This window comes from Pseudoteredinibacter isoporae (assembly GCF_040372805.1).
GTDB classification, from domain to species: domain Bacteria; phylum Pseudomonadota; class Gammaproteobacteria; order Pseudomonadales; family Cellvibrionaceae; genus Pseudoteredinibacter; species Pseudoteredinibacter isoporae_A.
This window is the reverse complement of record NZ_BAABWJ010000004.1, coordinates 202,096-216,644: the sequence shown is the minus strand read 5'-3', so window position 1 is coordinate 216,644 and position 14,549 is coordinate 202,096. Positions and strand designations below refer to the sequence as shown.

Sequence of the window (14,549 nt, the reverse complement as noted above, 5' to 3'; positions counted from 1 at the left end):
CTGTTTTTGTTTGTTTCTGCGGTTTAAATCAACCGTAAGTGTGTTCTTTGGCAATGGCCACTGAATCCACTGTGCATAGTGTTGCAGATGGTGCCATGACCTGGCTTTTTCAAGCGCTATGTGGCCTGCAATATTCAATCGTTCTTAATTGACCCGTGATTTTTGCGCCAAGTTCCATTTCTGTGAAAGCCAATTTTATTGATCCCGGAGTTTATGGGATATGGAGGACAAAAAAAACGCAATTTGGGGTGAGTTCGACTATTATTGTTCCTGGCGGGACGAGATGTTACTTGTGGTAATAAACTCCTCTTATTTCAGGCGTTTAGAGGATAAATTTCATATTTACACTTAATTAACATTATTTCCCTGAGATAGACCCCGATTTCGATAGGAAATTTGGCTGTATTAGGCGTATGCTGCGCCTTTTTAATCGCCTCTCTAATCAGACTTTTCAGCACGATAAAAACAAAGGTGAAGAGTCCAGACCGAAGAGTGGCGTATCAATCATTTCAGGCCTTGCCTGTTGCTCGCAAGGCCTTCAAACACGGCGATGACGGACCCACTGATGAGTGTATTAACGATTCACGACAAGGCAACTTTTATAGATCAGATCACCCAGGCCATTATGGCCCACCACCGGGGCGAGGAAGCCCAGTCATTGATTGACTTTGTGGCACTGTTTTATGACCAGTACCCGGTGACGGAGCTGAACGGTCGTAAAGTGTCAGACGTGTACGGTTCCAGTTTCGCCAATTGGCACTTTGTTCAAGAAAAAGCCAGTGAGCGTCCCAAGGTCCGTGTTTACAACCCAACCCTGGATCAAGATGGCTGGCTGAGTTCTCACACCATTGTGTCGGTGCTGCAAAATGATATGCCGTTCCTGGTGGATTCCATTCGTATGGAAATGAACCGCCGTAACATCGCGATTCATTCCGTGAAGAGTACCATTGCGTTTGTAAAACGGGATAAGGCGGGCAATATCGAGTCTTTCCGTCCGGCATCCGGGAATATCGCTGAAGACGAGCAGCGTGAAGCGCTGGTGTATCTGGAAGTGAATCGCTTAGTTGATGACTCAGCCTTGAGCGATTTGCAGCACTGTCTGGAAGATATTCTGGGTGATGTCGAAACCGTGGTCAGTGATTATGCGCCTCTGACGGCTCAACTCGAGCATGTCACGGATGAACTTAACAAAGCCGACAGCGATTACGACAAAGAAGGTTTGCAAGAAGCCGGCGAGTTTCTGGCTTGGTTAAACAGCCACTTCACCTTCCTGGGCTATTCTGAGTACGACTTGGTGGGTGAGGGTGAGCAACGTCGTTTGGAAGAAAATAAGAGCAAACGCCTGGGTTTGTTTCGTCGCCATGGGAAGCTCAATACCAGCCTTGATTGGGATCAATTCAACCCAGGTATGCAAGCGTTTTACACCACCGCGCAGTTGATTTCGTTCTCAAAATCATCCATGCGTTCACGGGTTCACCGTAATGCTTATTCCGATTATGTGGTGGTGAAGCGTTTTGATAAAGACGGCCACGCCTGTGGCGAGTCGCGCTTTATCGGTTTGTTTACGTCGGAAGTGTATTCTCAGAGTCCAACCCGAATTCCATTGATTCGCCAGAAAATTGCAGAGATTGTTGATGGTTCAGGTTTGTTACCCGCCAGCCACAGCTTTCGAATGTTCAATCTTGTTATTGAGGCAATGCCGCGTGATGAATTGTTCCAAAGCAGCATTGAGGACTTGTCTGAAACGGTTACCGGCGTTGCGCATATTAACGAGCGGCGCATGGTTCGCCTGTTTATGCGTCAGGACGCCTACGGCAAGTTTGTGAGCTGTCTGGTATACGTGCCACGTGATATGTTCAGTACTCGAGTGCGTCATGCGATTCAGAAGGTTATCGCCAATGCGATTGGCGCAATTGAATACGAATTTACCACGCATTTTTCTGAGTCGACCTTGGCACGAGTTCACATGGTCTTTAAGGTTGACCCGGCCACCCCTCTAAGTTATGACACCCGCAGCCTGGAAGAACGCATCGCCGAGCTGGCACGCTCTTGGGATGATCACCTGCTGTCCTCCTTAAGTGACACCTACGGTGAAGGTGTGGGGCACCAGTTATATGAAGAGTTTGATCAAGCGTTTTCACCTGCGTACCAATCGGCCTACGATGCACGCACAGCGGTTCAAGATATTGATACCTTGAATCAGCTGAAGGACGCCTCCGAAATTGCCATGAGTTTTTACCAGCCGATTGGCTCGGGCAAAAACGACGTGCGTTTTAAAGTGTTCCACCTGGATGAATTATTGGAACTTTCTGACGCGATTCCCGTGCTAGAACGCATGGGTTTGCGTGTGATCATGGAACATCCTTATCGCATCACTCGCAACAATGGCCAGGAAATTTACCTGCACGATTTTAATTTGCATTACGATCTTCCAGTGGAAGCTGAGTTTAATGCTGTGCGCGAGCGTTTCCAGGAAGCGTTCTCTGCAATTTGGAGCGGTGAGGCTGAAAGCGATGCATTTAACCGCTTGATTATTGGCGCGAATCTGAGCTGGCGTGAAGTCGCCATTTTGCGTGCCTATGCACGTTATATGAAACAGACGCGCTTTGCGGCGAGCCAGACATTTATTGCGAATACTTTGTCCAATCACACGGCAATTGCCAAGCAGCTGGTGGCTTTGTTTGAAGCTTACTTTAAGCCGGGCAATACAGAGGATGCTGAAAAGATTGAAGAAGCAATTCTTGAGTCTCTGGACAATGTAGCCAATCTGAATGAGGACCGAGTGATCCGCCGTTATCTCGATTTGATGCGCGGCACGTTGCGGACCAATTACTATCAAAATGACGAAGCGAGCGGGCAGTATAAGTCTTATATCTCGTTTAAATTCAGTCCTCGCGATATTGCTGATATTCCTGAGCCTCGCCCAATGTTCGAGATTTTTGTGTATTCCCCTCGTGTCGAAGGTGTGCACTTGCGTGGCGGCAAGGTTGCCCGTGGTGGTCTGCGTTGGTCTGATCGTTTGGAAGATTACCGTACCGAGGTTTTGGGTTTGGTTAAAGCCCAGCAAGTGAAGAACTCGGTAATCGTACCTGCCGGAGCCAAAGGTGGCTTTGTGTCCAAGCGCCCGCCGGCTGAAGGAGGACGTGAAGCATTCCTGGCTGAAGGTGTTGAGTGCTACAAGATTTTTATTCAGGGGCTGTTGGATGTGACGGACAACCTCGTAGAGGGTGAGATTGTTCCGCCGAAAAGTGTCGTGCGCCGCGATGAGGATGATCCTTATTTGGTTGTGGCCGCAGACAAAGGCACCGCCACCTTTTCTGACATTGCCAATGAAATTTCTATTCGCTATGGCCATTGGTTGGGCGATGCCTTTGCTTCTGGTGGCAGTCAGGGCTATGACCACAAAGGTATGGGTATCACGGCCAAGGGCGCCTGGGTTAGCGTACAGCGCCACTTTAAAGAGAAGGGCATTGATGTTCAGAAAGAAGACTTCAGTGTGATCGCCATTGGTGATATGGCTGGGGACGTATTCGGTAACGGTATGCTCTTGTCCGAGCACATTGCTTTGCAAGCAGCGTTCAACCATCTGCATATTTTTATCGATCCGAACCCTGATGTGGCGGCCAGTTTTGTTGAGCGCAAGCGCTTGTTTGAATTGCCTCGCTCGAGCTGGACAGATTATGAGAAAAAACTGATTTCGGAAGGGGGCGGTATTTTCGATCGCTCTGCGAAGTCAATCAAGATCAGCCCGCAGATGAAGCAGGCTTTCGATATTAAAGACAATTACATGACCCCCACGGATCTGATTAATGCCTTGCTGAAGGCGCCGGTCGATCTGATTTGGAATGGCGGCATTGGGACCTATGTAAAAGGCAGTGCCGAAAGCCATGCTGAAGTGGGCGATAAAGCGAACGATGGTCTGCGGGTAAATGGTTCTGAATTACGTTGTAAGGTATTTGGTGAGGGAGGGAACCTGGGTCTGACTCAATTGGGTCGAATCGAATACAGCAGAAACGGTGGCGCATGTAATACCGACTTTATTGATAATGCTGCCGGTGTTGATTGCTCGGACCACGAGGTTAATATCAAGATCCTGTTGGATGATCTGGTATCCAATGGTGACATGACCGGCAAACAGCGTAATCAGTTGTTGGCCGATATGACCGATGCCGTTTCGGATTTGGTTTTAAGCAATAACTATCGCCAAACCCAGGCAATCAGTTTGGCTGAATTCCAAACTACCTCTCGCATGGGTGAATATCGTCGTTTGATTAATCGCCTTGAATCGGAAGGGCGCTTGGTTCGCGAGCTGGAAAATTTGCCGGCTGAAGACATTTTGCAGGAGCGCCAGAGTCAGGGCGAAGGTTTGACCCGCCCGGAACTGTCGGTGTTGATTTCCTATGTGAAGGTGGCTCTTAAAGAGCTGCTGGCAGAGTCGGATATTGCTGAAGACGCGTACATGGAAGCGGCGATTGAAAATGCCTTCCCGCAAACCCTGCGTGAAGATTTTAAAGAGCAAATTTACAATCACCGACTGCGACGCGAAATCATTGCGACTCAAGTGGCCAATGATATGGTCAACAATATGGGCATCACGTTTACCCATCGTTTGATGGAGGCGACCGGTTCCGATGCTGGGCAGGTGGCCAAAGCGTACGTTGCGGCACGGGATATTTATCGCTTGCAGGATTATCGTAAGCAAGTTGCGGCCCTGGATTTTGTTGTTCCTGCCGAAATGCAATTTGAGTTACTCGATAACATGAACCGTCGTGTCCGCCGAGGGGCGCGTTGGTTGCTGCGCCATCGTCGTAGCCGTTTGAACCCAGGACAAGAAGTCCAGGAGTTCGCTACCGGCTTCAGCGATATTATCAGTGCCTTGCCTGAGGTTATGAGCGGTGATGCTTTAACGGAATGGCAGACCCGTTGTGCCGAGCTGGAAGGTGCAGGCGTGTCTGAATCCCTGGCCGCTGATGCGGCGGTGCGAGCAAATTTGTATTCGGGCCTGGATCTGGTGGATGCCCTGTCTGCCAGTGGTTCTCAGCCGAAGCATTTGGCTGATGTGTATTTCCGCTTGGGTGAGCATTTGGGGCTGCACGATGTGGCGCGTCGAATTCAGGAAGTGAAACCGAGAAATTACTGGCAGGCGATGGCCCGAGAATCCTTTATGGATGATCTGGAACAGCAAATGCGCAGCCTCGCGGTATCTTTCATCCGCTTGAGCCCAGAAGAGATGCCGATTGAAGATGTGCTGCATCTGTGGGACGAAGAGCACCGTGTGTTGGTCGATCGTTGGAAAGATATGATCGGTGAACTGCAAAATACGGCGACGGCGGATTTTGCGATGTTCTCCGTAGCCCTGCGCGAGTTGCTGGATCTGGCGCAGGCCAGTGAGCATTGCGAAACGTTGGTGAAGTGCAATCTGGAAGAAGCGTAAGACCTTGTTAAATGGGGCGGAGTTTTTCCGCCCCGACATACATCAATCCGCCTATGAGCAAACATTTTATCGTCGTTGATCTTTCGATCTCGCCGGAGGAATATCAGAAGCTGTACCGTTTTGCCATCAAGGATGTCCATGCCCGCAGTCGGGATGGGCGGAGTGTACGCTTCCCGGTGAATGTTCTGCGTCGCTTTGTGGGGCACAACGGTGTGCAAGGCGCGTTTCGGATCGGTTTTGATCACAACCATCGACTGTCCAGTTTCGAGCGTCTAAGTTAAGTCTCAGCGTAAACCCGCTTGTCTGCGGGTTTTTAATCCGCTGCGCGGCTGTTAAAATGGCCGCAATTCGAATCAGGACTCTTTTCATGTACTCTTTGCTCCGTAAATGCCTCTTTGCCCTCGACCCAGAATACTCTCATGAGCTAAGCCTCGATTGTCTTGGTGCTGCTCAACGTCTCCATCTTTTGGATAAATTTGTACAGAGTCCGGCGGACAATCCTGTTGAGCTGTTTGGCCTTAAATTTCCAAATCCTGTCGGCCTGGCCGCCGGTCTCGATAAAAACGGTGACTACTTCAATGCCTTAGGGCAACTCGGTTTTGGCTTTGTGGAAATTGGGACCATCACACCTCGCCCCCAAGGGGGTAACCCAAAGCCGCGCTTGTTTCGCTTGGAAGAGGAACGGGCCATCATTAACCGCATGGGCTTCAATAACAAAGGCGTTGATTACCTCGTGGAGCAGGTGAAGAAACGTCAGTTTTCAGGAGTTTTGGGCATCAACATCGGGAAGAACAAAGAGACCCCTGAAGAAGAAGCCTTATCGGATTATCGGATTTGTTTGGAGAGAGCGTACGCTCTTGCAGATTATGTGACGGTGAACATATCTTCTCCCAATACTCCTGGCCTGCGCGATCTGCAGTTTGGGGACAATCTCAAGCGCTTGTTGGAAGGTCTGAAGGAAAGCCAGGGGCGTCTCGCGGATGAACATGGTCGCAAGGTGCCTATATTGGTGAAGATTGCACCGGATATGGATGACGAGGCGATTCAGTCTGTCGCGGGCACCATCAAGGCAGCTGAAATGGAAGGGGTGATTGCGACCAACACCACCATCGGGCGCGAAGGTGTTGAAGACAGTGATTATGTCGGCGAGGCGGGCGGGCTGAGTGGGTCTCCGCTAACGGACAAAAGCACCGAGGTCATCGCCAGCTTCTACCAGGAACTAGGCGACGATACGCCTATTATTGGTGTTGGTGGGATTGATTCTGCCGCTGCGGCTATTGCGAAGTTAGAAGCCGGGGCAAAACTGCTGCAGATCTATTCCAGCTTTATTTATCAAGGGCCGCAGTTGATTCGCGATGTGGCTGATGCTTACCAAACTCACCAAAGCAATCAATAAGTTTAGCTTTTCATTTTGAGCGGACCTAAAAAAGCAAACGCCAAAGGCGTTTGCTAAGTGGGGATGTGTTAGAGAAAAACGAGAAGAAAGCTGGGCCGCCTGTGCTGGAGTGGCCCTTCGTGCTCACATATTGCTGATTTTCTGTGCTTGTGCCATGCGGTTAAAGCCGTTCCAATGATCTTCACGGCCTTCACGCCATCCATTTATCCAATGTTGTCGCGCTGCGCTATTTTCATGTGGGCAGCTGCTGCGGGATTTTTCTTCAATACCGGCTTGGTAGCCTTTGTTAAACGCTCTGTTAAATGGATCGCGCTTGCTTCGTTTCATTATATTAATCACCTCATGCTTATTTTTAGGTTTGCATCTCATGTGGAGGCAAACATCGATTCGGGATTTAGGGGGCTCCTGTCTAATAATGAATTGATGATATTGATTGGATTACACGCTGCCTTTTTGTTCACCTTCGCTAATGGAATGCCGTCGGGCTGTTTTTAGAGTGTGCTCTTTGTTGAGCGTTTGAACAGTCCTGTTCAGCGGATTCTTCAACTGCCTGGCCAAGTCACTGATTGAGGGTGTTCACCGAGAATCAATGTCGAGGTTTGAGGTGTCAGCAGCTCTAGCCGGTTGAGTAAGTTTCCTGAACCGGATAACTAGTAAAGCAAAAAGTGAATAAACTGCAAACGGCTAATTTCTTATATGCCACTAGGAAAACTGAATTTTTTGCTATAGAGGATTAGGTGCCTTGCGCACAATCTATACAATATCGCCGATGTTGATGACATTTACAGTGCGGGCGCTCAAAAAGCGATCAGTCTGAGCCTTGTTACCGAATTAGCCGCTGTGTCATATGGTGACAGTAGTCGATGAAATGCAAGGGCCCATATCGGGCTCGCACATAGAATTTAGGAGCCATTCACGGGATAATGCGCGGCTTGCCCTGATTCTGGGCTGGTGTGCGCCCAGTTAGGGCTTTCGATGTAAAAAGGTATTTAAGTGACAGAAAAACGATCAGGGCGAAGCCCCGAGGCGGCCACCGCGGAGAAGCGTGGTCCGAAACCTTCCCCAAGTGAGAGCTACGCATTCTTTGCGACCTGTGCAAAAGGGCTTGAAGAGCTGCTATTGGCAGAAATCGAAGGCCTGGGGGCCGGGCCCGCACGGCAGACCGTCGCAGGGGTTTACTTCGGTGAGCTCGCAGAGCGAGATTCCTTGGAAGGAGCCTATCGTGTCTGTCTTTGGTCGCGATTGGCGAATAAGGTGCTATTGCCGTTAAAAAGCTTGCCCGCCAATACGGCCGATGCGATGTATGACGCTGCCGCCGGTATTCCTTGGGAGGAATATCTCAGCCCAAATGGCAGCTTGCTCGTGGACTTTATTGGAACAGACCGGGTTATCAATAATAGCCAGTTCGGCGCCTTGAAAATTAAAGATGCTGTGGTAGATCGTTTGCGTGATCGGTTCGGTTCTCGCCCCTCTGTCAGTAAACAATATCCAGATCTTCGTATTAACGCACGTTTGCATCGTGGCAAAGTGGCCTTGAGCCTCGATATGTCCGGCGATAGTCTGCATCGTCGTGGTTATCGCCAACAGCAGGGATTGGCACCATTAAAAGAAAACCTTGCCGCTGCAATTCTGTTGCGAGCCGGATGGCCTCGAATGGTGGCTGATGCGCGCACACAAGGCACAGTTGAGCGTTTGGCGCTGCTCGACCCTATGTGCGGTTCTGGCACCATTTTGATCGAAGGGGCTTTGATGGCAGCTGACATTGCTCCGGGTTTGGCCAGACCAACCTTTGGTTTTGAAAGTTGGTTGAACCATCAAAGCGATGTCTGGTTAGCTATTCGAGAAGAGGCGCTCAAACGGCGCCAGCAGGGGATGGCTTTGGCAATGCCGCAGTTCCTGGGTTTCGATCAGGATGCCAAGGTATTGCGTGCCGCAAAGTTCAATGCCCAGCGCGCCAAGTTAGAGCGTCATATTCAATTCACTTTGCAGAGTGTTGAGCACCTGGCCGTACAGCAGCTCAAAGATATTGACCACGGTCTGGTGTTGAGCAATCCACCTTATGGCGAGCGCCTCGGTGAGATCGATACGCTTGGAGAGTTGTATCGAGGCTTAGGTGATCGCCTGAAAGAATGTTGCGAAGGTTGGCAGTGTGGCGTGTTTACAGGCAATCCTGAGCTCGGTAAAACGATGGGTTTACGAGCGCACAAACGCTACAAAATGTTTAACGGCCCATTGCCCAGCGAGCTTTTATTGATTCGTGTTGAAAGCAGTCAATTTGTCAATGCGCCGCCAAAAGCGATTGCTCCTAAAGCCACTGAGTTACAAGGCGGAGTATTGTATCGTCCTCGGGAAGAATCAGAACTCAGCGATGGCGCGGTGATGGTGTTGAATCGTTTGCGCAAAAACTTGAAGTCTCTGCGTAAATGGGCGAAGGCCAGCGAGATCGACTGCTATCGAGTCTATGATGCGGATATTCCAGAATATGCCGCTGCAATTGATGTTTACGGTGAATACTGGCATGTGCAGGAGTATCAAGCGCCTCGATCTATCGATGAAGATAAGGCCAAGGAGCGTTTTCAGGAAATGGTTGATGCCATCGTGAGCGGTTTTCAGCTCAATGATGAACAGATTTCTGTTAAGCAACGTCGTCGACAGAGTGGCAAGAAACAGTATGAAAGCCATCGTGACAGGGATGAGGAGAGGCGCAGTAAAATCACTGTCAATGAGGGCAGGGCTCAGCTTGCTGTGAATCTTTGGGATTATCTCGACAGTGGCGTTTTTCTCGATCATCGCCTGGTGAGAAAAGAAGTAGCCGAACTCAGTTATGGAAAACGCTTGCTGAATCTGTTTTGTTACACCGGCACAGTGACGGTTCAAGCGGCCTTGGCTGGGGCGCACTCCTCGGTGAGCGTGGATATGTCGCGCACCTATATCGATTGGGCTCGGGAAAACCTTGAGTTGAACAATATATCCGAATCCCGACATGCGCTGGTTCAGGAAGATTGCTTTACCTATTTGAATAATTGTCGTGAAGCGTTTGATGTGATCATGTTGGATCCGCCAAGCTTTTCGAATTCCAAGCGCATGAGCAAAGTCCTGGATATTCAGCAAGACCATGTGGGGCTGATTAAGCGCTGTATGGACTTGTTAAAACCGGGTGGCGTTTTGGTGTTTTCGAATAATTTGCGCAGTTTTAAACTTGACTATGAAGCCTTGGATAAGTTTGACATTGACGACTTTAGCGCGGCTTCAATCGACAAGGATTTTCAGCGTAATGCCAAAATTCATCAGTGCTGGTTAATACAGGCGAAATAAAACCGCTATGGCAAAAGAGTTTCAGATTGAATCAAGTTATGAACCAGCCGGGGATCAACCCAAGGCGATAGCCGGATTGGTGCAGGGAGTAGAAGACGGTCTCTCGCACCAAACCTTATTGGGCGTAACGGGTTCGGGTAAGACCTTTACGATCGCGAATGTTATCGAGCGCCTGGGGAAACCCACCATGATTATGGCGCACAACAAAACCTTGGCCGCACAGCTTTATGGGGAGCTGAAAGAGTTTTTCCCCAATAACGCGGTTGAATATTTCGTGTCGTATTACGACTATTATCAACCGGAAGCTTATGTGCCGTCTTCGGATACCTTTATCGAAAAGGATGCCTCAGTAAACGAGCATATTGAGCAGATGCGTTTGTCGGCTACTAAAGCATTGATGGAACGCAGTGATGCCGTCATTGTGGCAACGGTCTCGGCCATTTATGGTCTGGGTGACCCGGACGCCTATTTGAAAATGGTCCTGCACCTGACACGCGGCGCCGAAATCGATCAGCGCGAAGTTCTGCGTAAGCTTGCTGAACTGCAATACACCCGCAACGATGCGGATTTCCGTCGTGCAACGTATCGTGTGCGGGGAGATGTCATTGATATTTACCCGGCTGATTCCGATCGAGAAGCGTTGCGAGTAGAACTCTTTGATGCCGAAGTTGAACAGTTGTCCCTGTTTGATCCGTTAACCGGTGAAATTCTTTCTAAGGTTCCGCGCTTTACGGTTTATCCGAAGTCTCACTATGTTACTCCCAGGCAGCGAATTCTGGATGCGGTCGAGTCGATCAAAGCGGAATCCACCGAGCGACTCAGTCAGCTGCGTGAAAACGGCAAACTGGTTGAAGCTCAGCGTCTGGAGCAGCGGGTTAAGTACGATGTGGAAATGATGCAGGAACTGGGTTACTGCACGGGCATTGAAAACTACTCCCGTTATTTATCGGGTCGAGATCCGGGTGAGCCGCCACCGACATTGTTCGATTATTTGCCCGACGATGCCCTGTTGGTGATTGATGAATCCCATGTGACGGTTCCGCAGATTGGTGCAATGTACAAGGGGGACCGATCGAGAAAGGAAACGCTGGTCGAGTACGGTTTCCGTTTGCCGTCTGCTCTGGATAATCGCCCCATGCGTTTTGAGGAGTGGGAGACGGCATCGCCCCAAACAATTTTTGTTTCAGCCACCCCGGGTAAGTACGAAGAGGAATACGCCGGGCAGGTGGTTGAACAGGTTGTAAGGCCTACCGGTCTTTTGGACCCTGTTCTGGAAGTGCGACCAGCCTTGAACCAAGTGGATGATGTGCTTGGTGAGATCAAGCGCGTTACTCAAGGTAATGAGCGTGTGTTGATCACGACACTGACCAAGCGTATGGCTGAAGATCTCACGGAATACCTTGAAGAACACGATGTGCGTGTCCGTTATCTGCACTCGGACATTGATACGGTAGAACGTGTTGAAATTATTCGAGACCTGCGCTTAGGTGAGTTTGATGTGCTGGTGGGTATCAACCTGTTGCGAGAAGGTCTGGATATGCCCGAGGTGTCTTTGGTGGCCATCCTGGATGCTGACAAAGAAGGCTTTCTGCGCTCCGATCGATCATTGATCCAAACCATTGGCCGGGCGGCTCGTAATGTGAACGGTAAGGCAATCCTGTACGCCGATCGTATTACTGGCTCCATGCAGCGAGCGATGGATGAAACAGAGCGTCGTCGGGCCAAGCAGATTGAACACAATGAAAAGCTGGGTATTCAGCCTAAAGGTATCGTTAAAAATATTGCGGATATTCTCGAGGGAGCACATGTTCCTGGGCGTGCCAAGAAGCGTGATCGAGTGGCTGAAAAGTCAGGCCGCTACCAATTGGAGAAAGGTGATGATCCTTGGGTGCTGATTAAAGAACTGGAGGAGAAGATGATGCAGCATGCGAAAGACCTCGAGTTTGAAGATGCAGCACGCCTGCGTGATGACATTCAACGTTTAAAGGCTCAGGTATAACGACTGTCGCGCCAAAGAAGCCTCGCTCTCGACTTAGGCGAAATGTCACAAAAGTGACTTTTCGCCTGAAATTCTCTAAAATGCTCCCGCTTTACGCATCCTAAGGGGTGGCTCTGAACTAAGAGCCTGAGATGTCTCTCGCAGCATTGCCTGTTTGCGAACTGGACAAACCCTTTGAACCTGATCCGGACAATGCCGGCGTAGGAATAGGAAGGCCATACTGGCGCCTGTCAGTTTTTAACCATCGTATTACCCCGCAGCAAACCGGGTCTCCCTTTTACACCGATGTGTCGGTATTGGAGACTTGACATGGCCCAAAGTGCCCAACCTTTTTTGAAACCCCTCGCGTTCGCTTGCCTGTGTGCAAACTCACCGTTGCTTTTTGCTGAGAAGAGCATTGAGGAAGTGCTGGTTACGGCCGATTTTCGTGACAGCAAACTTACCGAACTGGCCGCCAGTGTGGATGTGATTGCTCACGACCAGATTGAGTTGCAGGAAGCTCGTCACATTGAAGCGTTACTGAATGCCATTCCTAATGTGAATTATTCATCTGGCGCTTCACGCGGCCGTTTTTTCCAAATTCGTGGTATTGGTGAGCGCTCCCAATTTGTTGAACCGGTCAACCCTTCTGTGGGAGTGTTGGTTGATGGCATTGATATGAGTGGCATCGCGGGAGCGGCTACTTTGTTGGATACCCAGCAGGTAGAAGTTTTACGCGGTCCGCAGGGGACCTTGTATGGTGCGAATGCTCTGGCGGGTTTAATCAACATCAAGAGCCAGGAGCCCAGTGATGAATTCACCGGCCGACTGAAGGCCAGTGTTGCTGAATTTAATACACGACAGTTGGCTGCGGTTATGTCTGGCCCGATCAGTGATACGGTGAGTTATCGAATTGCGACTCAAGACGAAGAAAGTGATGGTTATATGGAAAACCGTCATCTGGGGCGCGATGATACTGCTGATATCGATGAAAAGACGGTGCGTGCAAAATTGCGTATCGAGCCAAGTGATGAGCTGCGCTTGGATCTGACCGCCCTCTACGTGGATGTCGATAATGGTTATGATCATTTCACTCTTGATAACAGCCGCAACACCTTGTCTGACGAGCCGGGTCATGATCGTCAGGAAACAAAAGCGGTTTCCGCGCAGTTGAATTGGCAGTTCTCCGAGACAATGATTTTAGATGGCAGTATCAGTGTGGCCGATTCTGATCTGGAATATGGTTACGACGAAGACTGGACCTTTGTGGGTATTCACCCGGACGGCTATTCGTCCACCGATAATTACCTGCGCGAGCGCGATACCAATACCGCGGATATTCGCTTGATGTCCTCCGATCAAGGCCGTATGTTCAATGGCAGTAGTGACTGGTTGATCGGTTTTTATGCTTTTGATCAGGATGAAAGCCTGCGTCGTCAATATACGTATTTGAGCAGTGATTTTCTTAGTGACTTTTCCACGGAGCGTCAGGCTATTTATGGCCAGCTAGACAGCGATCTCAGTGATGATTTATACCTGAGTGTCGGGGCTCGTTTTGAAAAACACCGTAATCGTTATGATGACAGCAATCAGGTGAGCGCCCATTCCGATGAGGACTTATGGGGTGGAAAGGTCTCATTGAGTTACCATCATAGCGACAATGGCAGCACTTACGCATTGATCTCACGTGGTTATAAATCCGGTGGCTTCAATACCGATGGCAGTTTGCCGGCTCAATTCCGAAGCTTTGATACCGAAGTTCTGTGGAACTATGAATTGGGCTATAAGTTTGCGAGTGAGGTGAGCAGTGTGCAGTTGGCGTTCTTTTATCAGGATCGCGAAGATGTGCAGATCAAAAGCTCCAACGCGGTACCGCGCCCGAATGGCAGTACCGAGTTTGTCGATTTTATTGACAACTCCGCCGATGGCGAAAGTTACGGCCTGGAGTTGAGCAGTCAATGGAAATTGAGTGAATCATTGGATGCGTTTGCCAATATTGGTTTGCTGGAAACTGAGCTGAACGATACTTCTTTAACCCGCAATGGCGGTGAAGTGGCCCATGCACCAACGTATCAGGCGGCGCTTGGATTTACTCTTGATCTGGGGCAGGGCTGGTTCACCAGCGCCGATGTTCAGGCGAAGGATGAATTCTATTTTTCGGACAGTCACGATGCCCAGTCTGAATCTTTTGTGTTGTTTAATGCCAAGTTGGGGTATCGCCAGTTTGACTGGGAAGTGAGCCTCTGGGGCAAGAACCTGGGAGATGAAGATATACGCACTCGTGGTTTCAGTTTTGGTAATGATCCACGTAACGGTTACGCAGGTGCGGAGTACTTCCAGTTTGCCGCGCCGAGACAGATTGGCGTCAGCGGTGAATATCGCTTTTAAAACGTGATGAGATGGCTATACAAAGCCTGCGAATTTGC

General features: G+C 49.7%; 7 protein-coding genes and 1 riboswitch. Of the genes, 6 read left to right on the top strand and 1 reads right to left on the bottom strand.

What is annotated here, in order from left to right:
- Positions 1-565 precede the first annotated feature (565 nt).
- From ABWW03_RS10635 to ABWW03_RS10625, 3 genes are all read left to right on the top strand, one after another.
- Complete coding sequence (locus ABWW03_RS10635) at positions 566-5,434, top strand: NAD-glutamate dehydrogenase (RefSeq protein ID WP_353408180.1); 4,869 nt, start codon at positions 566-568, stop codon at positions 5,432-5,434.
- 53 nt (positions 5,435-5,487) lie between these two features.
- Positions 5,488-5,715: a DUF2835 domain-containing protein gene (locus tag ABWW03_RS10630; protein WP_353408178.1), complete on the top strand. Its 228-nt coding sequence runs from the start codon at positions 5,488-5,490 to the stop codon at positions 5,713-5,715.
- Between the two features lie 86 nt (positions 5,716-5,801).
- Complete coding sequence (locus ABWW03_RS10625; RefSeq protein ID WP_353408177.1) at positions 5,802-6,830, top strand: quinone-dependent dihydroorotate dehydrogenase; 1,029 nt, start codon at positions 5,802-5,804, stop codon at positions 6,828-6,830.
- Positions 6,831-6,953: 123 nt separating this feature from the next.
- Here the strand turns inward: ABWW03_RS10625 and rmf are convergent, their stop codons facing one another.
- Positions 6,954-7,157 (bottom strand): ribosome modulation factor, encoded by a 204-nt coding sequence (gene rmf, locus ABWW03_RS10620; protein WP_353408176.1) that lies wholly within the window; start codon positions 7,155-7,157, stop codon positions 6,954-6,956.
- A gap of 666 nt (positions 7,158-7,823) precedes the next feature.
- Between rmf and rlmKL the strand changes: the two genes are divergently transcribed.
- The 3 genes from rlmKL to ABWW03_RS10605 all read left to right on the top strand — a co-directional run bounded on the left by rlmKL (position 7,824) and on the right by ABWW03_RS10605 (position 14,511).
- On the top strand, positions 7,824-10,145 hold the full coding sequence (gene rlmKL, locus ABWW03_RS10615) for a bifunctional 23S rRNA (guanine(2069)-N(7))-methyltransferase RlmK/23S rRNA (guanine(2445)-N(2))-methyltransferase RlmL (RefSeq protein ID WP_353408175.1): 2,322 nt from the start codon (positions 7,824-7,826) through the stop codon (positions 10,143-10,145).
- 7 nt (positions 10,146-10,152) lie between these two features.
- Positions 10,153-12,144 (top strand): excinuclease ABC subunit UvrB, encoded by a 1,992-nt coding sequence (uvrB, locus tag ABWW03_RS10610; RefSeq protein WP_353408174.1) that lies wholly within the window; start codon positions 10,153-10,155, stop codon positions 12,142-12,144.
- A gap of 93 nt (positions 12,145-12,237) precedes the next feature.
- A riboswitch (TPP riboswitch) is annotated at positions 12,238-12,368 on the top strand.
- An 85-nt stretch (positions 12,369-12,453) separates the two neighbouring features.
- A complete protein-coding gene (locus ABWW03_RS10605) occupies positions 12,454-14,511 on the top strand; it encodes a TonB-dependent receptor (protein WP_353408173.1) in 2,058 nt (685 codons plus the stop codon).
- Positions 14,512-14,549 lie beyond the last annotated feature (38 nt).

What these genes read in the sequence shown, in the direction of transcription:
- rmf (WP_353408176.1), bottom strand. Translation starts at nt 7,157, where the DNA reads ATGAAACGAAGCAAGCGCGATCCATTTAACAGAGCGTTTAACAAAGGC.
- ABWW03_RS10635 (WP_353408180.1), top strand. Translation starts at nt 566, where the DNA reads ATGAGTGTATTAACGATTCACGACAAGGCAACTTTTATAGATCAGATC.
- ABWW03_RS10630 (WP_353408178.1), top strand. Translation starts at nt 5,488, where the DNA reads ATGAGCAAACATTTTATCGTCGTTGATCTTTCGATCTCGCCGGAGGAA.
- uvrB (WP_353408174.1), top strand. Translation starts at nt 10,153, where the DNA reads ATGGCAAAAGAGTTTCAGATTGAATCAAGTTATGAACCAGCCGGGGAT.
- ABWW03_RS10605 (WP_353408173.1), top strand. Translation starts at nt 12,454, where the DNA reads ATGGCCCAAAGTGCCCAACCTTTTTTGAAACCCCTCGCGTTCGCTTGC.
- ABWW03_RS10625 (WP_353408177.1), top strand. Translation starts at nt 5,802, where the DNA reads ATGTACTCTTTGCTCCGTAAATGCCTCTTTGCCCTCGACCCAGAATAC.